Source organism: Tenacibaculum sp. HL-MS23, assembly GCF_032463465.1.
Classification (GTDB): Bacteria; Bacteroidota; Bacteroidia; order Flavobacteriales; family Flavobacteriaceae; genus Polaribacter; species Polaribacter bernardetii.
The window spans coordinates 1,355,199-1,374,573 of sequence record NZ_CP135989.1 but is presented as its reverse complement, the minus strand read 5'-3'; the positions used below and the strand labels follow the sequence as shown (position 1 = coordinate 1,374,573).

The following is a 19,375-nucleotide window of genomic DNA, read 5'->3' as shown; positions in this document are numbered from 1 at the left end:
GAGCGCAGTCGAGAGGTTTTAGATCTCGACTGCGCTCGACCAGACAAATTTAAAATAGAAATGACAATACTCGATAAAATAATAGCGTTTAAAAAAACAGAAATAGCCAAGATTAAAGCAGAAGTTCCTGTAAGTAAATTGGTTGAAAGTCCGAATTTTAAAAACGCACCGTTTTCATTAAAAAAAGAGCTATTAAAAGTAGGTTCAACAGGTATAATAGCTGAATTTAAACGTCAATCTCCTTCAAAAGGAATCATTAACGATAAAGCTACTATCTTAGAAGTTACGGAAGGTTATTTAGATGCAAATGTAGCAGCACAATCAATTTTAACAGATACTTCTTTTTTTGGAGGAACCATGGCCGATTTATTGGAGGCTAGAACGGTAAACCAGTTACGACCAATTTTAAGGAAAGATTTTATTGTTGACGGATTTCAAATTGTTGAGGCTAAAGCAATCGGTGCAGATGTTATCTTATTAATTGCAGCTTGTTTAACAAAGCAAGAACTTAAAAATTACGGTCAGTTAGCAAACGATATAGGTTTAGAGGTTTTGTATGAAGTTCATACACAAGAGGAATTAGATAAGATTAACGATTTAGATAATAAGATTATCGGAATTAATAATCGTAATTTAAAAACTTTCGAGGTAGATTTAGAACATTCTATAAAACTGGCTAGTCAAATACCAAATACAGCAATTAAGGTTTCTGAAAGCGGAATTTCTGATCCAAGAATTATAACTGGATTAAAAGAACATGGTTTTCAAGGTTTTTTAATTGGTGAAACTTTTATGAAAACCGATAATCCGGGATTAGCTTGTAAGGAGTTCATTGATCAAATACGATAACTATGAAACTGAAAGTTTGTGGAATGAAATACATAGAAAATATCCAACAAGTTGCAGAGTTGCAACCTGATTATTTAGGGTTTATTTTCTATGAGAAATCAAAAAGAAATTTTGAAGGTATCATTCCTGATTTGCCAAAAGAAATAAAAAAAGCAGGTGTTTTTGTAAATGAAATTCCAGAAATAGTAGTTTCATTAGTAGAAGAGTATGGTTTAAATATGGTGCAGCTTCATGGCGATGAATCACCAGATTATTTACAAAAGTTAACAGCAGTTTTTAAAGAAAGTATTGCAGAAAAACATCAAAAGGCAAAATACAAAATGCCTGAGCTGGTGAAAGTTTTTGGAATTAAAGATGCGTTTGATTTTGATACTTTATATCCATATTTAGAAATGGTTGATTATTTTTTGTTTGATACAAAAGGAAGAGAACGAGGAGGAAACGGAATTACTTTTAATTGGCAGGTTTTAGAGAATTATCCTTTTGAAAAACCATTCTTTTTAAGTGGCGGAATTGGACTAGAAGAAACATCAGAAATTAAAAAATTACAAGCAACAAACTTACCTATTTATGCTTTAGATGTAAATAGTAAGTTTGAAAGTGCACCCGGAATTAAGAAAGTAAAAGAATTAAAAAAATTTAAAAATAACGTTTTTGCAAACTCGCAATAACAGAATAACAGAAAATATGAAATCAAAATTTCACCCAGATAAGAATGGATATTTTGGACAATTTGGAGGAGCTTTTATTCCTGAGTTATTACACCCAAATGTAAAAGAATTAAAAGATAATTACATTCAAATAATAGAATCTAAAGAGTTTCAAGAAGAATATAAGTCTTTGTTAAAAGATTATGTTGGTAGACCAACACCATTATATTTAGCAGAACGTTTATCTGAAAAATACGGTGCACATATTTATTTGAAAAGAGAAGACTTATGTCACACAGGAGCGCACAAGGTAAATAATACCATTGGGCAAGTTCTAATTGCTAAGAAATTAGGTAAAACCAAAATCATTGCGGAAACTGGTGCAGGACAGCATGGTGTTGCAACAGCAACAGTTTGTGCATTAATGGGCTTAGATTGTACTGTTTTTATGGGTGAAAAAGATATTGTTAGACAAGCACCAAATGTAGCAAGAATGAAAATGTTAGGAGCAAAAGTTATAGCAGCGACTTCTGGTTCAAAAACATTAAAAGACGCTACAAATGAAGCGATAAGATATTGGATTCAAAATCCAGAAACGTTTTATTTAATTGGTTCTGTAGTTGGCCCGCATCCACATCCTGATATGGTTGCTCGCTTACAGGCGGTAATTTCTGAAGAGATGAAATGGCAATTAAAAGAAAAGACAGGGAAAGAAAATCCGGATACTATTATTGCTTGCGTTGGTGGAGGTAGCAATGCCGCTGGAGCTTTTTATCATTATCTTGATGACGAAGATGTTGAACTAATTGCTGTTGAAGCTGCTGGTTTGGGTGTTAACTCTGGTGAAAGTGCTGCAACTTCTCAATTAGGAGAAGTAGGTGTAATTCACGGAAGTAAAACTATTTTAATGCAAGATGAATATGGCCAAATTGTGGAGCCGTATTCAATTTCAGCAGGATTAGATTATCCCGGAGTTGGTCCTTTACATGCTTATTTACATGAATCAAAACGAGCGAAATTTATGAACGCAACTGATAAAGAAGCGTTGGATGCAGCTTATGAATTGACAAAAATAGAAGGTATTATTCCTGCTTTAGAAACAGCACATGCTTTGGCTGTTTTACCTAAAATGGATTTGAAAAAAGACCAAGTTGTAGTTATTAATTTATCTGGAAGAGGAGATAAAGATTTAGAAACATATATCAAGTATTTAGAAGATTAAATTTTAAAATCGTCGTTACGAGAAGGAATAACGAAGTAATCTTTTTAGGAGATTACTTCACTACGTTCGCAATGACAGAATGAAGTATAAAACATGAATTCAATAAAAAAAGTTTTTCAAAATCAAAGTCAAAATTTATTATCTATTTTCTTCACGGCAGGTTTTCCGAAGTTAGATGACACTGCAAAAATTGTTGCTGATTTAAGTAATAGTGGTGTAGATTTTATAGAAGTAGGTTTGCCTTATTCAGATCCTTTAGCAGATGGTCCGACGATACAAAATAGTAGTTCGGTTGCGTTAAGTAACGGAATGAACCTTGATGTAGTTTTTGAGCAGTTATTAGCCATAAAGGATACAAATAAAACGCCATTAGTTTTAATGGGATATTTGAATCAGATTATAAAATATGGTGAAGATAAGTTTTGTGAAAAAGTAAAAGAAACAGGAATTGATACTGTAATTATTCCGGATTTACCAATGATTGAATATGAAAATCATTATCAGGAATTGTTTAAGAAATACGGAATAACAAACGTATTTTTAATTACGCCAAATACATCAGAAGAAAGAATTCGTAAAATAGATTCGTTAACAGAAGCTTTTATTTACGTAGTAGCATCGGCTTCAATTACTGGCGCAAAAGGGGAGATTTCATCACAGCAAATCGATTATTTTAATCGAATTAATGCCATGAAATTGCAAAGTAAATTAATTGTTGGTTTTGGTATTTCTGATAAGAAAACATTTACAACGGCTTGTAAATATATGAATGGAGCAATTATTGGTTCGGCCTTTGTTAAAGAACTAGATGCAAATGGAATTGCAGGAGTTGGGAATTTTATAAAATCAATTAAAAAATAATATATCTTATAAATATAAACCGCCTATTGTTTTTAATAGGCGGTTTGTTATTTTACAAAGATGTTAATCTTTTGTTGTTAGTTAATAGCAACAACTTCAAGATCAAAAATAAGTTCTTTACCAGCTAAAGGGTGATTACCATCAATGATAACACTCTCTTCTTTAACTTCAGTAATAACTAAGTTGAATTCTTGTCCGTCAGGAGATTTAGAGACAAGTCCCATACCTACTTGAGGAGCCATATCTTGAGGAAGATCAGTTTTATTTACTTCCTGAATCAAACTTTCGTTAACATCACCATATGCTTCCTCTTTAGCAATTGTAATGGTTTTCTTTTCGTTTAATTTCATATCAATTAAACCTTTTTCAAAACCAGGTATTAATCGTCCTTCTCCTAAAGTAAATTCTATAGGCTCTTTTCCTTCAGAACTATCAAAAATTTGTCCGTCAGATAATTTACCTGTGTAGTTTACTTTAACTGTGTTGTTTTCTTTTACTTGACTCATACTAATGATTGTTTAATTTAAAAAAATACTCCTTTACATAATTCTTATGCTGTAAGTATTTTAATATCTTATACTAGTAACCACTAAAACCAAGCCAAAGCTGAAAAAGCAGCATTTTTTTTAGTTATAAAATATATTATCTATAATAAGAGAGAACTAAAATATTATTATTTGCCTTACTAAACGCTGTAAGTGTTGTTTTTAGGGTTATTAATTCGTTGTAACTTCAATAACACCATTTGCGCCTCTAACACCGTAAATAGCTGTGTCAGTTCCTTTCAATACTTTTATACGTTTTATGTCAGCGGGTGAGATGTTTGCAAAAATCTCTTGTGCTACTTGCATCTTGTTTACAACAAATAAAGGTATTGTAGATCCATTAATAGAATTAGATCCTCTAACCGTAATTGTTTTATTAATTACGGTTACACCAGGAACTTGCCCATTTATATAATCATAAATGTCTTTGTATTGAAATGAAGACATTGAGTTTTGGACGATTACATTTGATGGTTTTTGAATTGTAACATTAGCGCGTTGGCTTTTTATTATAATTCGATTGTATTTTTTTCCATCATAATTTATAGTATTGATTCCATGAAGAGGAGAAAAGGCCGTCATTTTTTTTATATTTTTTTTGCTTGTGCCTTTAAATATTCCTTTAGAATCTGTTTTAGAAGTTTGTTTTACATCATCAAAGAGGACAACAGCGTTTGGAATAGGGTTGTTATTACTATCTTTAACGACAATAAATACATTTTTTTCTTGTTGAGAAAACACTGTGTTAGATAAAGATAGTGTTAAAATTAAAAGGAGATTGATAGTTTTCATGATTGTTTTTTTTATAAAGATATGGATTAATTTCTTTTTTTTTTGAAAATACTGTTAAAAAGTCTTAAATTTTTCTGATAATAATACGAATACTTTAATTTCGTTTACATAAAAATAATCGGATGTCTAAAAAAAATCTATTTCTACTCGCAATGCTATTTAGTTTTGGTGTTGCAATTTCTCAAAATTCTTTAATTCGAAAACCTGCTATTAGTAATGATGGTTCAAAAATGGCATTTAGTTATTATGGAGATATTTGGGTGTACAACTTAAATAGTAAGCAATCAAAAAGATTAACAATTCATAAAGGATATGAAAGTAATCCCGTGTGGAATATTGATGATACCGAAATCGCATTTTCATCAAACAGAAAAGGAAACGACAACGTGTTTACAACATCTCTTAACGGTGGTGTGCCAAAACAACTAACGTATTATCCAACGACGAATATTCCTACAGATTGGACATCAAAAGATGCCATTGTATTTACAACAGGAAGAGTTTATCGCGGTCCAGAATGGGATAAACAAATGTATACCGTAAATGAAAACGGCGGAACACCAGAGCGATTATTAACAGCTTACGGTGAGTTAGCTTCAGTTTCTCCTAACGGAAAATTAATAGCGTTTACCAAGGGTGCTTGTCGTATTGCTCGTGAAGACTATTCGGGTTCTGCACAAAGAGATATTTGGATTTATAACACAGATACCAAAAAATACAATCAAATTACCACAAGTAACAAAAACGACCATTCTCCTAAATGGGATGCTGCCGGAAACTTATATTATATAGGCGCAAAAAGCGGACGATATAATGTATATAAACAAGCTATTTCATCAAACGGAACGGCTAATGGAAACGCAACCCAATTAACATCAGAGAAAAAAGATGGAGTTAGAGAGTTTTCAGTGAGTAGTAACGGAGCATTTATTTACTTAAGTGGTGTAAATTTATTTAAGGTTGAAGATGGTTTGGCACAAAAAATAACCTTAAACCTTTCTTCGGATAATCGTTTTGAAGAAGAGATAACAAAAACAGTTACAAACGGAATTAGTAGTTACGCAGTTTCACCTAACGGAAAAAGTATTGCACTTGAAATTAACGGTGAAATTTTTGTAAAAGAAAACAATAAAGAAAAGAAACGTTCTAATAACGTAAGTAAGCATTTATTTAGAGATCGTAATCCGCAATGGATAAATGATAAAACAGTTGTTTTTTCTTCGGATAGAGGCGGGATTTATCAATTATATAGCGCAGTTTCTACAGATACATTAGTTGGTTTACATCGTAGTTTAAAAACAAAGGTGACGAAATTAACGAATCATAAAGAAGATGTAATGGAGTCGTTAGTATCTCCTGACGGAAAAAAAATAGCCTATCAAGTAGGTCGTGGAATTTTAATGATTGCTGATTTAAAAGATGGAAAGATTATTAAGGCCAAAGAATATTCAAATTCTTGGGCAGCTGCCGAAGGTGTTTCTTGGAGTCCGGATAGTAAATACATTGCGTATTCTCAATAAGATTTAAATTTTGATAGCGAAATATTCATTCAGTCGATTGCTGATAAATCTAAAAAAATGAATGTTTCTATGCATCCCCGAAGTGATGCAAATCCGGTTTGGAGTGCTGATGGTAAAAAATTAGCATTTTTATCAAACAGAAGCGGAATGAACTATGATGTTTGGATGGTTTGGTTAGATAAAACGGATTGGGAGAAATCGAAAATTGATCACGAAGAAGGAAGTTATTATCCAGCGGAAAAAGAAAAAAAGACAGATAAGTCTGATAAAAAGGATAAGAAAAAGAAGAAAAAAACAGTTGTTATTACAATAGATCAAGATAAAATTTACGATCGTTTAGTACAAGTAACTTCTTTACAGGATAATGAATACAGTCCAATGTTTAGTGCCGACAGTAAATTTATTTATTTTTCAGCAACAGATCCTGCAAGTAAAAAAAGAAGCACTTATAAAGTAAAGTGGGATGGAAGCAAGCCAAAAGCGATTAAAAGTGTAAGCGGTGCAAGAGGAATATCAGAAAATAAAGGGAAAGTTTATTTTACTTCAAGAGGAAGTTTAAATCAGTTAGATACCAAATCAGATAAAGTAACGAAGTTACCACATGCTGCAACCTACACAACAAACAGCAAGAAAGAATACGAGCAGGTTTTTGAAGAAGGTATTAGAGTGTTAACAGCTGGCTTTTACGATCCAGAATTTCACGGCTATGATTGGAGTAGCTTAGTAAAAAGATACAGACCTTGGGTTTTATCAGCAACAACACATCAAGATTATACATATATGTATAATTTATTGTTGGGGCAGTTAAATGCGAGTCACATGGGATATAGAGGCTCAGCTCCTAAAACCATAAACGACAAAGTAGGTTTACTAGGTTTAGATGTAGTAAATACGAAAGGCGGCGTAAAAGTGAATTATATTTTGGAAAATACGGTTGCTGATAAATCGAAAAGTACTTTAAAAGTAGGTGATGTTATTACTGCTGTAAATGGAAATGAAATAGCTAAAAACACTAACTTTTATCAGCTATTGAAAAATACACAAGGTAACGAAGTGTTATTGAGCTTAAAGAACGGAAAAGATGTTGTGTTAAGACCGCAACGCTCTATTAGAAGTCAGCAATATGAAGCTTGGATAACGTCTCGTAAAAAATTAGTTGACGAATACTCAAACGGGCAATTAGGGTACATTCATATTCAGGGAATGAATATGCCAAGTTTCGAGCGTTTTGAACGTGAGTTAAAAGCAAGTGGATACGGAAAAAAAGGAATTGTAATTGATGTACGTTATAACGGTGGTGGTTGGACAACCGACCGATTAATGGCTGTTTTAAATGTAGATCAGCATGCGTATACGGTGCCAAGAGGCGCTGCTAAAAGTTTAAAGAATAATAAGAGATTCAATAAAAATTACCCTTTTAACGAACGTGCAATTTTGTCGGTAAATACAAAGCCAGTGGTTGCTTTGTGTAATGAAAATAGTTATTCGAATGCTGAGATTTTTTCACATGCATTTAAAAACTTAGGTTTAGGTAAATTAGTAGGACAACCGACATTCGGAGCCGTAGTTTCTACAGGATCTGCAAGATTACAAAACGGATCTATTCGTATGCCGTTTAGAGCTTGGTTTGTGAAGAAATCAGGAAAGAATATGGAGAATGAAGCACCTGCAGTTCCAGATTATTTAGTGAAAAATGCTCCGGGTTGGAAAGAAAGAGGAGAAGACGCTCAATTACAAAAAGCAGTTGAGGTTTTATTACAAGATTTAAAGTAACTGTTCGTTATCTATTATAAATAATGTTGAAATAGCACTAAAAACAAAATGAAGCATAGAAATTATTTTCTATGCTTTTTTTATGATTATTTTTGCAATATGATGCAGCTTACAGAAAAAGACTTACTTGTAAAATTAAAAGCAAACTTTGGTTACGATAGCTTTCGGTTACAGCAACAAGCAATTATCGAAAATGTTTTAAACAATAAAGACACTTTGGTAATTATGCCAACTGGTGGAGGAAAATCGATATGTTTTCAATTACCAGCATTGTTTTTTGAAGGTATAACCGTAGTTGTTTCTCCGTTAATAGCCTTGATGAAAGATCAGGTAGATAGTTTAAAAGCAAACGGTATCGCAGCTACTTATTATAACAGTAGTCAATCATCCGAAGAACAACAGCAGGTTTTTGATTCGGTTATAAATAAAACTGTAAAGCTGTTGTATGTTGCTCCAGAAAGTTTATCGTTGCTTCAAAATATTTTAAATCCAAATTACGTTAGTTGTATTGCGATTGATGAAGCGCACTGTATTTCTGCTTGGGGTCATGATTTTAGACCGTCGTATAAACAATTATCGTTCTTAAAAAAAACATTACCAAATGTTCCTATTGTGGCGTTAACCGCAACAGCGGATAAAGCGACACAAGAAGATATTTTAGAGCAATTAGCAGTTCCGCATGCCACCAAATATGTAAGTTCTTTTAACAGAGAAAACATCAGTTTAGAGGTGCGTCCTGCAAACGATAGAGTTCAGCAGATTATTAAATTCATCAATAAAAAACCGAATGAAGCTGGTATTGTGTATTGTTTAAGTAGAAAGGCTACGGAACAATTAGCAAGCAAATTAAAGCAGCAAAATATTAATGCGAAAGCATATCATGCAGGATTAAATTTTGAGGAACGCGCCAAGAATCAAGAAGATTTTATTAAAGACGAAGTTCAAATTATTTGTGCAACGGTTGCATTTGGAATGGGAATCGATAAATCGAATGTGCGTTGGGTAATTCACTATAACATGCCCAAAAATATCGAAGGATATTATCAAGAAATAGGTCGTGCTGGGCGTGACGGATTACCAGCACAAGCATTACTTTTTCATAGTTATGCGGATGTAATTCAGCTACGTCAGTTTATTGCAAATACAAGTAATAAAGAAGTTCAGGAAGCAAAGTTAGATAGAATGAAGCAGTTTGCAGAAGCAACTGTGTGTAGACGAAAAATATTGTTGAGTTATTTTGGAGAACTGATTGAGAAAAATTGTGGTAATTGTGATGTTTGTAAAAATCCGATACAGTTTTTCGATGGAACAATTATAGCGCAAAAAGCTCTTTCTGCTATTTATCGTCTGCAAGAAAAAGAAGCTATGGGAACGGTTATTGATGTTTTACGTGGCGCAAAAAATGCGGCGGTTTTAGATAAAAATTATCAAAATTTAAAAACATACGGAATAGGAAATGATATTTCTTGGCAACACTGGCAACATTATATTATTCAATTAATAAATCAAGGATATTGCCAGATAGCGTTTCACTTAAATAATACGTTACACTTAACAGATTTTTCTAAAAAAGTACTTTTTGATAAAGAAAAAATTCAACTAACAACTCCAGTTGAAATTAAATCTACTGAAAAAGCTATCAAAGCAAAAGGTAAAAAAACATCTAAATCAGTCGTAAAAGATACTTTATTTGAACGTTTACGTAAACTACGATACAGAATTGCTCAGGAAGAAAATATTGCTGCATATTTAGTTTTTAGTGATGCTACTTTACGTGAGTTAGAAAATGAGCGTCCGCAAACAGATAATGCCTTTTTAGCAATTAGTGGAGTAGGGCAGCGTAAATTAGAAGTGTATGGTGGTGAATTTATGGAAGAGATTAAAACTTTTGTAAAAGAGAAAAAGAAAGGAAAAAAAGATACAACACTCGAAACTTATAATTTATACAAAGAAGGTTTTTCGATTGATGAAATAGCAGATAAGCGAAACTTAAAAGCACAAACTATATTTTCGCATTTATCTAAATTGTATTTAGAAGGTAAAGATGTGAGTTTAGATGAATTTATTGATGCGGCAACTATTAAGCTAATAGCAAATGCTAAAAAAGTATTAAAAAACGAACCCACTTTAAAGCCTTATTTCGAGTTTTTAGGAGAGAAGGTTCCATACGAACAAATACGAATTGGATTGACGATTTTACAGAAGAAGCGATAAGTCTTTTTAGTTGTGTTTTGTGTAAAGTAATTGTGAATATATCATGCAATTAAATTGTATCGAGAACTAATGAATAACTTCTCGATACAAAATTATCTTCCATTTGCATTCCAACAATTTCACTCGAAGTGACGGGTGTTTATCAGTTGTTTTTTGCTATAAAATAGTTAGATTATTTTATGTCAGTTCGAGTAATTTTAATGTAGTAAAACGGAATTGAAATGTATCGAGAACTAGTAAGTACCTTCTCGATACAAAATTATTTTCCATTTGTATTCTAATAATTTCACTCGAAGAGACAGGTGTTTATCAGTTGGTTTTTGCTATAAATAGTTTGGGTTATATTATGTCAGTTCGAGTAATTTTAATGCCGTGAAACAGAATTGAAATGTATCGAGAACTATTCAACATCTTCTCGACACAAAAAATGTTTTATATTCTAATAACTATATACATAATACACTTTAACTATTGTTCGTTTTTTAAGTCTTGCATTTCTATAATAATAGCATCTAACTTCGAAATAAGGCTGGCGTATACTATTTTTGTCGAAATAGCATAAACAATTCTTCCTATAATTGAAACCACAAGAGCAACTAGTAATCCGACGCCTATAATTTTTAAGAATGAAGTATCCGAAGAAATAAATTTAGATAAAAAACTTTTTTCTTTAATAGTAAAAGCAAGTGCAAAAATTGACAAAACAGCTAGCGGTATTGCAAATACAAATAGCTTTTTAGTAGCTTTCATTATTACATTTATAATGTTTTTGTATTTTTTTAAATAAGTTAGGTTGTCAGATGTAACATCAATAGTTTTAAATTTTTTCAATAAATTTTTATTAAAAAAATAGAGACATACAATTAAGAAAGCACCGTAAAACCCAATAATTGCTTCTGAAAATAGTGTCATACCAACAGCAACTATTACAGCCATAGGAATTAATCCTTTGTTATCAATTTCGTAAGCTCTTTTAATTTTAGAGATGACCGATTTTGATTTCTGATTGTATAAATTATTTATTTTTGGGGCAATTAAAGCTTCTTCCTTAATGAAGGCTTCATTCCATATTTTTTCAATTGATTTTTCCATCTAATATTACTTTTAATTGTTTTTTAATTCTGTTAATACGAACGGCGATATTATTTGAGCTCGTTCCAATAATTTCTGCAATTTCTTTGTGCGGATTTTCTTCTAAATGCAATAAAATTACCGCTCTGTCGACTTCAGATAATTTTTTAATAGCATCGTACAACAAGTTTAAACTTTCGTTTTGAAAAGCAGTGTTTTTCTCAGATTCTTCAGTAAGAATTTCAATAGTATTGTGCTTGCGTTTGTTCTTTTTAGAAAGCGTTAAGCAAATGTTTAAGGTAATCCGATAAATCCAAGTACTCCATTTAGATTTTTCTTGAAAAGCATCTCTACTTTTCCAGATTTGTAAACAGGCTTCTTGATAAAAATCTTCAAAATCCTCTTGAGAGTCCGTATAAGCTCTACATATTTTAATTATAATACCTTTATGAGGTACAATAGATGTTGTGTAAAAATCGTTACTCAAAATTGTGTTTTATTAATTAGTATTCGCTTGATTAAAAGTATTACAAGATAATTGATTAAATTTAAATATTTTATTTTCAATAATTATTGAAAGTTTAATAATTAGTTATATATTTGCCGTATGAATTTAGATGACGCAAAATTAAAATACATTCATACTTGGGGAAGTTTAGCTACAAGTTGGGGAATTAATAAGACAATGGCGCAAGTACACGCCTTATTGTTAGTGTCAACCAAACCAATGTCGGCAGATGCTATTATGGAAACTCTAAAAATATCTAGAGGAAACGTAAATATGAATGTAAGAGCATTGATAGATTGGGGAATTGTAAGCAAAGAGTTTGTAATAGGAGAGCGCAAGGAATTTTTTGTTGCTGATAAAGATATTTGGGAGTTGTTTAAGCAAGTTACCAAAGAACGCAAGAAAAGAGAGATTGAACCTGTTTTAAAAGTTTTAGATGAGTTACAAAACGATGTAAATGATAATTCAGAAGAAGCAATGGAATTTAAAAAAGTAATGAAAGATTTGTCTACCGTAACAAATACAGTTAATATTATTCTTGATAAAACAATTAAAGCTGATGAGCATTGGTTATTATCAAACTTTACCAAAATGATAAAAAAGTAAAAAAATTTAAAATAAAACTTTCAAATATTTCTGAAACTATGAAAATAAGTATCTCAATAATGACATGGATTAATAGAGTTTTAATGATTCCGTTTTTAATGCTCTTAATTTTATCAATTATAGAAAAAGACCTACTCTCTTTAGCGGCTATTTTAGCCTTTGTGATAGGAGTTTTTCAGGTGTTTTCATTCATATTTACCTTATTTTATTCGGGTAGTATTAACAAGTTTGAACGGAAATTAATGTTTATATATGGTATAGCAGTTGTACTTTATTTTGGTGCTTGTTTTTTTGTTGGTGAATATAATGGCAATAAAAATCATATTGTTTATTACATATTATGCGCTATACCAGTAATCTTATCAATTCATTGGACTTCTATTTTAGAAATGATAAAAAAAGAAATATGAGTCAGTTTACATACATAATATACCTATTATTATCAAGTACAATTGTTCTTTGGGTAGGAGAGGCTTGTTATAAAAACGGACAAGTATATATTCTAAATTATTTTCCTGATAGAATCAATTTTGGAAACGGTATAAATAATCTTTTAAGAATAGCTTATTATTTATTAAACATTGGTTTAATCGTTTGGAGTTTAAATACAATGAATCATATAAATAGTCTAGAAGAAGTAATACTAGAAATAACAAAGAGGTTGAGTTATATGATTCTTATAATTGCCTCATTCCATTTTATTAATATTTATACAGTTTATTTAATTCACAAACACTTTAAAAATCAATAACTATGAACACTTCATTAGAATTAGTCGCCTACATTATTTATTTACCAATAGCAATAGGATTAACAACGTTTGTATCATATCACCTTTTTAAAAACAGTAAAATATTTATGCTAGATATTTTTCATCAAAAGGTAGAAATTGCAATGGCTACAAATAAACTTTTTAAAATTGGTTTTTATTTATTGAATGTTGGTTTTGCGCTACGTATTTTAGAAATATATAGTTTATCTAGTTATAAAGATTTGGTAGAAACTTTAAGTGCTAAAATAGGAGGGTTCTCTATTTATTTAGGAGTTGTAATGATCTTTTTTATCCTCTTCTTTTTAAAAGGAAGAAAAGCAAGTAAACAAGCTGCTTTAGAAATTGAAAATAAATAACAATTAAAATAGATTCTTTTAACAGAAAAAAATCAGCTCAAGTATTTGAGCTGATTTTTTATTTTAAATTTGAAATAATTAAATTATAATGCAGCAATAATATCTAAAGGCTCTGCTCTTAATTTATAATCTTCTGTAATAAAACTATAGGTTATTTTTTTGTCGGTTCCAATAATATAGGTCGCAGCAATAGGTAACTCATTCGAATCATTTCCTTGGCTTTCTAATAAATCTATTCCGAATTTCTTATACAAAGTAGCTAATTCTTCTGGTAACTTATAAGTTAAACCTAAAGATCTTGCTAGTTCGTTATTCTTACTTGTTAAAATTTCGAAATCTAATTCGTTTTTCTCTTTAATAGTAAGTGTATTATCTGGTGTTTCAGGTGTAATAGCAACTAATGTTGCATTTTTCTCTTTAATTTGAGGCACTATATCTTGTAATGCTTTTAAAGCAAGATTACAATAAGGACACCAACCACCTCTATAAAAAGTAAGCACCACTTGTCCTTTTTTTAGAAGTTCTTCAAGAGATGTTGATTCTCCCTTTGCATTCGGTAAAGAAAAATCAGGAAAATGGTCCCCTTTTTTTGTTGCATTTTTTATAATATCGGTATCTTCTAGTTTTTTAATACCAGCTTGCATGATGTTTTTTGCTTCTTCTGGCATGTTTTTCGCACTATTATCTGCGTGCTCTTTTAATTGATCTGTAAGGTTCATGAATTTATTTTTTAAGTTGGTCTGTTTTTTATAGGAAACATTACAAATTATAGGAGAAAAGGAACCTAAAAAAATCAATAAAAAAACCTCATAAATTAATATGAGGTTTTATAGTTATTTGTAAACATTGTTTGCTTACATGTTTCTTCTGTATTGTCCACCAACTTTAAATAAAGCTTCAGTAATTTGGCCTAAAGAACAGAATTTGGTAGCTTCCATTAACTTATCAAATAAGTTTTCATTCTGAACCGCAGCTTCTTGTAAAATTGCCAATTGTTCTTGCACTTTTCCGTCGTTCGCTTTGTTTAAAATGCTTTTTGTTTTTATTTGATATTGCTTTTCTTCTTCCGTTGCACGGATAACTTCTGCAGGTTGTACTGTTGGAGAACCTTTAGAGCTTAAGAAAGTATTTACACCAATAATTGGGAATTCTCCTGTGTGTTTCAATGTTTCATAATACAAGCTTTCTTCTTGTATTTTAGAACGCTGATACATCGTTTCCATCGCTCCTAAAACACCACCACGTTCGGTAATTCTATCAAATTCTAATAATACAGCTTCTTCAACTAAATCGGTTAACTCTTCAATAATAAAAGCACCTTGAATAGGATTTTCATTTTTAGTTAAACCTAATTCTTTGTTGATAATTAACTGAATTGCCATTGCTCTACGTACCGATTCTTCAGTAGGTGTTGTAATTGCTTCATCATACGCATTGGTGTGTAATGAATTACAGTTGTCGTTAATAGCATATAAAGCTTGTAATGTTGTACGGATATCGTTAAAATCAATTTCCTGCGCATGTAAAGAACGACCAGAAGTTTGAATATGATATTTTAACATTTGTGCTCTTGAATTAGCACCATATTTATGTTTCATGGCTTTTGCCCAAATTTTACGAGCAACACGACCAATTACCGAATATTCTGCATCGATTCCGTTAGAGAAAAAGAACGATAAATTTGGTCCGAATTTGTTGATGTCCATACCACGAGATAAGTAGTATTCAACATAGGTAAATCCGTTTGATAATGTTAACGCTAACTGTGTAATTGGGTTGGCACCAGCTTCGGCAATATGATACCCAGAAATTGATACTGAATAAAAATTACGAACTTGTTCTTTAATAAAATATTCTTGTACATCTCCCATTAAACGCAAGGCAAATTCTGTAGAAAAAATACAAGTATTTTGTGCTTGATCTTCTTTTAAAATATCAGCCTGTACGGTACCACGAACTTGCGCTAAGGTTGTTTTTTTAATTTCTGCATATACATCCGCAGGTAAAATCATATCACCTGTTAAACCTAAAAGCATTAATCCTAACCCGTCATTTCCTTCAGGTAATTTACCTTGATAAACAGGTCTTTCTAAATCTTTTGAATCGTAAATTTCTTTGAATTTCGCTTCAACTTGTTTTTCTAACTTGTTTTCTTTGATGTATTTCTCACAATTCTGATCGATAGCAGCATTCATGAAAAAACCTAACAACATTGGTGCAGGCCCATTAATTGTTAAACTTACAGATGTTAAAGCATGCGTTAGTTCGAAACCAGAAAATAATTTTTTGGCATCATCTAAGCAGCATATAGAAACTCCTGCGTTACCAATTTTACCATAAATATCAGGTCTTACTCCTGGGTCATTACCGTATAAAGTAACAGAATCGAAAGCAGTAGATAAACGCTTTGCAGGCATTCCTAAACTTACGTAATGAAAACGTCTGTTCGTACGTTCTGGACCTCCTTCACCAGCAAACATTCTTGTTGGATCTTCACCTGTTCTTTTAAACGGATACAATCCTGCGGTATATGGAAACTCTCCAGGAACGTTTTCTTGTAAATTCCAACGTAATAAATCTCCCCAAGCTTGGTATTTTGGTAAGGCTACTTTCGGAACTTGTGTATGTGATAAAGTTTCACTGTGTGTATCTATATTTATAACTTTATCTCTTACTTTAAAGCTATAAACAGGGTCTTTATATTTTTTTACTTTATCAGCCCAGTTTAAAATAATTTCCCAGTTATGAGGATCGAGATTTAATTTTACTTTGTCGAATTGAGCTATTAGTAATTTCAAGAACTCTTTGTCATCTCGAGCGGAGTCGAGAGACAGAATCGCATCAGCATCTAATCCAATTTTAGAAATGGCAACATTCGAATTTGTAATAGATTCGATAGTTTGATAAATACCATATAATTTCTGAGCAACGATAACTTGACTATCCACTTTTTTGTCATAAGCTCTATTACTTTCTGATATTTCAGATAAATAACGAACTCTACTTGGCGGAATTACAAATATCTTTTCAGACATTTCTTTGGTAATTTCCATCTTCGATTTTAAATCAACTCCAGTTTTTTCAATTAATTTATCCATAATACGTTTGTATAGCGTATTCATTCCTGGATCATTAAATTGAGAAGCAATGGTTCCGAAAACCGGCATGTCATCCATATGAACATCCCAAAGGTTGTTGTTACGCATGTATTGTTTCTTCACATCACGGATGGCATCTAAAGCACCACGTTTATCAAATTTGTTAAGAGCCACTAAATCAGCAAAATCAAGCATGTCGATTTTCTCCAACTGCGTTGCTGCTCCAAATTCTGGAGTCATTACATATAATGATGTATCAGAATGTTCTATAATTTCGGTATCCGATTGCCCGATACCAGAAGTTTCTAAAATAATTAAATCAAACTCAGCAGCTTTTAAAACTTGTACTGCTTCGTTTACATATTTAGATAATGCTAAATTAGATTGACGTGTTGCTAACGAGCGCATGTATACACGATCGTTATTAATTGCATTCATACGAATACGGTCTCCTAATAAAGCACCTCCTGTTTTTCTTTTTGATGGGTCAACAGAAATTAAACCAATTGTTTTTTCTGGAAAATCAATTAAAAATCGACGAACTAACTCATCAACTAAAGATGATTTTCCTGCTCCACCAGTTCCGGTAATTCCTAAAACCGGCGTTTTAGAATTTTTATTTTTTTCATGAATTGCGGCTAAAGTTTCTTTTGCTACTTCAGGGAAGTTTTCTGCCGAAGAAATAATACGTGCAATGCTTCCGATTTCTTTATTGGCTAAATGATCAATTTCATCATTTAAAACATCACCAATTGCAAAATCAGAAGTTTTAACTAAATCGTTAATCATTCCTTGTAAACCAAGTTCACGACCGTCATCAGGAGAATAGATACGAGTAATTCCATAATCCATTAATTCCTTAATTTCTTCAGGAAGAATTACACCACCACCACCACCAAAAATTCTGATGTGGCTAGCTCCTTTTTCTTTTAATAAATCATACATGTATTTAAAATACTCATTGTGTCCTCCTTGGTAAGATGTAATCGCAATAGCATTTGCATCTTCCTGAATTGCACAATTAACTACTTCTTCAACACTTCTATCATGCCCAAGATGAATTACTTCTACTCCTGTAGATTGAATAATTCGACGCATAATATTTATGGCAGCATCATGGCCATCAAATAATGCAGCAGCAGTTACAATTCGTACTTTATGTATAGGTTTATAGGGTGCTATTTGTTCCATTCGTAAATTTTATAAAAAATTGATGGGGCAATTTACGAATTTCTTAAAAGATATAAGAATTGTTTAAGGATTATAAATAGTTAAGAAAAGCCCAAAACTTTCTTTTTTCGATGTAGTATAAATTGTTTTCGTTTAAATAAGCTTCGCGTTCAAAGCTTAAATTTTTGTAGGCTTTTAATTTGTCTTTATATTTTAAAAATTTAATAAACCATTCTATAAAATAGAATAGAAAAAAGAAGATGATAAGAAGCTCTCGCTGTTGCTCTAAATGTATTTTTTCGTGATTTACAAGTTCAGCATTATGCTTTAAATCTTTTCTTTTTAAAAAGATAAAAGGATATAAGGTTACCCCAACAAACCCTTTAGGTACCATGCGTTTAGAAACGAGAATCATCAATAATTATGAGAAATTTATAGGTAAAAATACTCATTTATATCGTAACTATTTATGAAGTAATCTTATTTAGAAGTGATTTTAGAATCGGGTTCCTATTATTTTTGTCCCAAACTACCGATAAAGTGGTACGTTGCGGTATGTTTTTCAGTTCAATAAATTTTACCTTCATATCATACCCGTGTTGTAAGGATTTTGGAACAATTGATAAGCCAAAATTATTTTCTACTAGTTTGTAAATAGATGCAGCATGAATTGTATTGTGCGTAACAAGGGGAGTGAAATTACTGTCATCGAAAATTTGCATTACTTTTTCAAAATAAGACGGACTGTATGAGGCATCAAAGAGAATGAAAGATTCATTTTTTAATTGATACAATCCTTTAAAGTTATTTTTATTTACAGGATGATTTTTAGGTAAAACCAAGCAAAAAGATTCTTTTAAAAGAGGTTTTATTGCAAGTCCTCTTGGTACACGATCTAGCCTTACAAAACCTACATCAATATCGTTAGAAAGTAAACTGTCTATCTGTTTTTTATTGTCCATTTCCTTTAACCCGAACTGAACATTGGGGTATTCTTTTTTAAACTCAACTAATAAATTAGGAATAATATTTTGCATTGCAGAACCAACATAACCAAAGTTTAAATGCCCGTCTTTTCCGTCTTGTAATAGTTTAGCATTCTCAAAAATATGGTTGAGGTTTTTTAAACTCTGAGTAAGTTCGGTTTTGATATATATACCTGCTTCGGTTAATGCTACCTTTCGATTATGACGAACAAATAATTGAATTTCTAAATCCTCTTCCATTTGTTTTATCTGTCTACTCAAACCTGGTTGAGAAATAAAGAGTCTTTCAGCAGCTTTTCGAAAGTGTAAATCTTCAGCAACAGCTAAAAAATAACGGATATGTCTTAATTCAATTTGATTACTCATAGTTATTAAATGATGA

18 protein-coding genes are annotated in these 19,375 nt (G+C 31.4%); 11 read left to right on the top strand and 7 right to left on the bottom strand.

Features of this window, described 5'->3' with window-relative positions:
- Positions 1-60: 60 nt before the first annotated feature.
- From trpC to trpA, 4 genes are all read left to right on the top strand, one after another.
- Entirely contained in the window at positions 61-849 is a 789-nt protein-coding gene (gene trpC / locus RRF68_RS06395) for an indole-3-glycerol phosphate synthase TrpC (protein ID WP_275316451.1), read from the top strand.
- A 2-nt stretch (positions 850-851) separates the two neighbouring features.
- Positions 852-1,520 carry a phosphoribosylanthranilate isomerase gene (locus tag RRF68_RS06390; protein ID WP_275316450.1) on the top strand — a complete coding sequence of 223 codons (669 nt, stop codon included), beginning with the start codon at positions 852-854 and terminating at the stop codon, positions 1,518-1,520.
- Positions 1,521-1,536: 16 nt separating this feature from the next.
- Entirely contained in the window at positions 1,537-2,721 is a 1,185-nt protein-coding gene (trpB, locus tag RRF68_RS06385) for a tryptophan synthase subunit beta (protein ID WP_275316449.1), read from the top strand.
- A gap of 93 nt (positions 2,722-2,814) precedes the next feature.
- On the top strand, positions 2,815-3,582 hold the full coding sequence (trpA, locus tag RRF68_RS06380) for a tryptophan synthase subunit alpha (RefSeq protein ID WP_315945351.1): 768 nt from the start codon (positions 2,815-2,817) through the stop codon (positions 3,580-3,582).
- Positions 3,583-3,659: 77 nt separating this feature from the next.
- Here the strand turns inward: trpA and RRF68_RS06375 are convergent, their stop codons facing one another.
- Positions 3,660-4,088 carry a peptidylprolyl isomerase gene (locus RRF68_RS06375; protein WP_218771301.1) on the bottom strand — a complete coding sequence of 143 codons (429 nt, stop codon included), beginning with the start codon at positions 4,086-4,088 and terminating at the stop codon, positions 3,660-3,662.
- A gap of 210 nt (positions 4,089-4,298) precedes the next feature.
- Positions 4,299-4,919 (bottom strand): TonB-dependent receptor plug domain-containing protein, encoded by a 621-nt coding sequence (locus RRF68_RS06370; RefSeq protein ID WP_218771300.1) that lies wholly within the window; start codon positions 4,917-4,919, stop codon positions 4,299-4,301.
- A gap of 122 nt (positions 4,920-5,041) precedes the next feature.
- Between RRF68_RS06370 and RRF68_RS06365 the strand changes: the two genes are divergently transcribed.
- From RRF68_RS06365 to recQ, 3 genes are all read left to right on the top strand, one after another.
- Positions 5,042-6,439 (top strand): hypothetical protein, encoded by a 1,398-nt coding sequence (locus tag RRF68_RS06365; RefSeq protein ID WP_315945350.1) that lies wholly within the window; start codon positions 5,042-5,044, stop codon positions 6,437-6,439.
- A 57-nt stretch (positions 6,440-6,496) separates the two neighbouring features.
- Positions 6,497-8,212 (top strand): S41 family peptidase, encoded by a 1,716-nt coding sequence (locus RRF68_RS06360; protein ID WP_315945349.1) that lies wholly within the window; start codon positions 6,497-6,499, stop codon positions 8,210-8,212.
- A gap of 99 nt (positions 8,213-8,311) precedes the next feature.
- Entirely contained in the window at positions 8,312-10,426 is a 2,115-nt protein-coding gene (recQ, locus tag RRF68_RS06355) for a DNA helicase RecQ (RefSeq protein WP_410016839.1), read from the top strand.
- A 468-nt stretch (positions 10,427-10,894) separates the two neighbouring features.
- On the opposite strand, the gene RRF68_RS06350 is transcribed toward recQ, so the two are convergent.
- Together RRF68_RS06350 and RRF68_RS06345 are read right to left on the bottom strand one after the other, a co-directional pair.
- A complete protein-coding gene (locus RRF68_RS06350) occupies positions 10,895-11,518 on the bottom strand; it encodes a hypothetical protein (protein ID WP_315945348.1) in 624 nt (207 codons plus the stop codon).
- Positions 11,502-11,984, bottom strand: a complete 483-nt coding sequence (locus RRF68_RS06345) for a sigma-70 family RNA polymerase sigma factor (RefSeq protein WP_315945347.1) — start codon at positions 11,982-11,984, stop codon at positions 11,502-11,504. The genes RRF68_RS06350 and RRF68_RS06345 overlap by 17 nt, the downstream gene beginning before the upstream one ends.
- A gap of 120 nt (positions 11,985-12,104) precedes the next feature.
- Between RRF68_RS06345 and RRF68_RS06340 the strand changes: the two genes are divergently transcribed.
- The 4 genes from RRF68_RS06340 to RRF68_RS06325 are packed head-to-tail and all read left to right on the top strand — an operon-like array spanning position 12,105 to position 13,739.
- Positions 12,105-12,611: a transcriptional regulator gene (locus RRF68_RS06340; RefSeq protein ID WP_315945346.1), complete on the top strand. Its 507-nt coding sequence runs from the start codon at positions 12,105-12,107 to the stop codon at positions 12,609-12,611.
- 38 nt (positions 12,612-12,649) lie between these two features.
- Positions 12,650-13,021: a hypothetical protein gene (locus RRF68_RS06335; RefSeq protein ID WP_315945345.1), complete on the top strand. Its 372-nt coding sequence runs from the start codon at positions 12,650-12,652 to the stop codon at positions 13,019-13,021.
- Positions 13,018-13,362 (top strand): hypothetical protein, encoded by a 345-nt coding sequence (locus tag RRF68_RS06330; RefSeq protein WP_315945344.1) that lies wholly within the window; start codon positions 13,018-13,020, stop codon positions 13,360-13,362. Before RRF68_RS06335 ends, RRF68_RS06330 begins: the two co-directional genes overlap by 4 nt.
- 2 nt (positions 13,363-13,364) lie before the next feature.
- On the top strand, positions 13,365-13,739 hold the full coding sequence (locus tag RRF68_RS06325; protein WP_218771293.1) for a hypothetical protein: 375 nt from the start codon (positions 13,365-13,367) through the stop codon (positions 13,737-13,739).
- A gap of 83 nt (positions 13,740-13,822) precedes the next feature.
- On the opposite strand, the gene RRF68_RS06320 is transcribed toward RRF68_RS06325, so the two are convergent.
- The 3 genes from RRF68_RS06320 to RRF68_RS06310 all read right to left on the bottom strand — a co-directional run bounded on the left by RRF68_RS06320 (position 13,823) and on the right by RRF68_RS06310 (position 19,359).
- Positions 13,823-14,458, bottom strand: coding sequence for a peroxiredoxin-like family protein (locus RRF68_RS06320; protein WP_315945343.1), 636 nt, complete (start codon positions 14,456-14,458; stop codon positions 13,823-13,825).
- Between the two features lie 135 nt (positions 14,459-14,593).
- The gene (locus RRF68_RS06315) at positions 14,594-18,028 is read right to left on the bottom strand and encodes a methylmalonyl-CoA mutase family protein (RefSeq protein WP_315945342.1); all 3,435 of its coding nucleotides are present in this window, start codon (positions 18,026-18,028) and stop codon (positions 14,594-14,596) included.
- Positions 18,029-18,474: 446 nt separating this feature from the next.
- Positions 18,475-19,359, bottom strand: coding sequence for a LysR family transcriptional regulator (locus RRF68_RS06310; RefSeq protein WP_315945341.1), 885 nt, complete (start codon positions 19,357-19,359; stop codon positions 18,475-18,477).
- Positions 19,360-19,375: the final 16 nt, after the last annotated feature.

Excerpts from the sequence above, each read along its gene's own strand:
- RRF68_RS06310 (WP_315945341.1), bottom strand. The coding sequence starts at position 19,359 with ATGAGTAATCAAATTGAATTAAGACATATCCGTTATTTTTTAGCTGTT.
- trpA (WP_315945351.1), top strand. The coding sequence starts at position 2,815 with ATGAATTCAATAAAAAAAGTTTTTCAAAATCAAAGTCAAAATTTATTA.
- trpC (WP_275316451.1), top strand. The coding sequence starts at position 61 with ATGACAATACTCGATAAAATAATAGCGTTTAAAAAAACAGAAATAGCC.
- RRF68_RS06390 (WP_275316450.1), top strand. The coding sequence starts at position 852 with ATGAAACTGAAAGTTTGTGGAATGAAATACATAGAAAATATCCAACAA.
- RRF68_RS06340 (WP_315945346.1), top strand. The coding sequence starts at position 12,105 with ATGAATTTAGATGACGCAAAATTAAAATACATTCATACTTGGGGAAGT.
- RRF68_RS06330 (WP_315945344.1), top strand. The coding sequence starts at position 13,018 with ATGAGTCAGTTTACATACATAATATACCTATTATTATCAAGTACAATT.
- RRF68_RS06370 (WP_218771300.1), bottom strand. The coding sequence starts at position 4,919 with ATGAAAACTATCAATCTCCTTTTAATTTTAACACTATCTTTATCTAAC.
- RRF68_RS06335 (WP_315945345.1), top strand. The coding sequence starts at position 12,650 with ATGAAAATAAGTATCTCAATAATGACATGGATTAATAGAGTTTTAATG.
- RRF68_RS06320 (WP_315945343.1), bottom strand. The coding sequence starts at position 14,458 with ATGAACCTTACAGATCAATTAAAAGAGCACGCAGATAATAGTGCGAAA.
- RRF68_RS06365 (WP_315945350.1), top strand. The coding sequence starts at position 5,042 with ATGTCTAAAAAAAATCTATTTCTACTCGCAATGCTATTTAGTTTTGGT.
- recQ (WP_410016839.1), top strand. The coding sequence starts at position 8,312 with ATGATGCAGCTTACAGAAAAAGACTTACTTGTAAAATTAAAAGCAAAC.
- trpB (WP_275316449.1), top strand. The coding sequence starts at position 1,537 with ATGAAATCAAAATTTCACCCAGATAAGAATGGATATTTTGGACAATTT.
- RRF68_RS06350 (WP_315945348.1), bottom strand. The coding sequence starts at position 11,518 with ATGGAAAAATCAATTGAAAAAATATGGAATGAAGCCTTCATTAAGGAA.
- RRF68_RS06315 (WP_315945342.1), bottom strand. The coding sequence starts at position 18,028 with ATGGAACAAATAGCACCCTATAAACCTATACATAAAGTACGAATTGTA.
- RRF68_RS06360 (WP_315945349.1), top strand. The coding sequence starts at position 6,497 with ATGAATGTTTCTATGCATCCCCGAAGTGATGCAAATCCGGTTTGGAGT.
- RRF68_RS06325 (WP_218771293.1), top strand. The coding sequence starts at position 13,365 with ATGAACACTTCATTAGAATTAGTCGCCTACATTATTTATTTACCAATA.
- RRF68_RS06375 (WP_218771301.1), bottom strand. The coding sequence starts at position 4,088 with ATGAGTCAAGTAAAAGAAAACAACACAGTTAAAGTAAACTACACAGGT.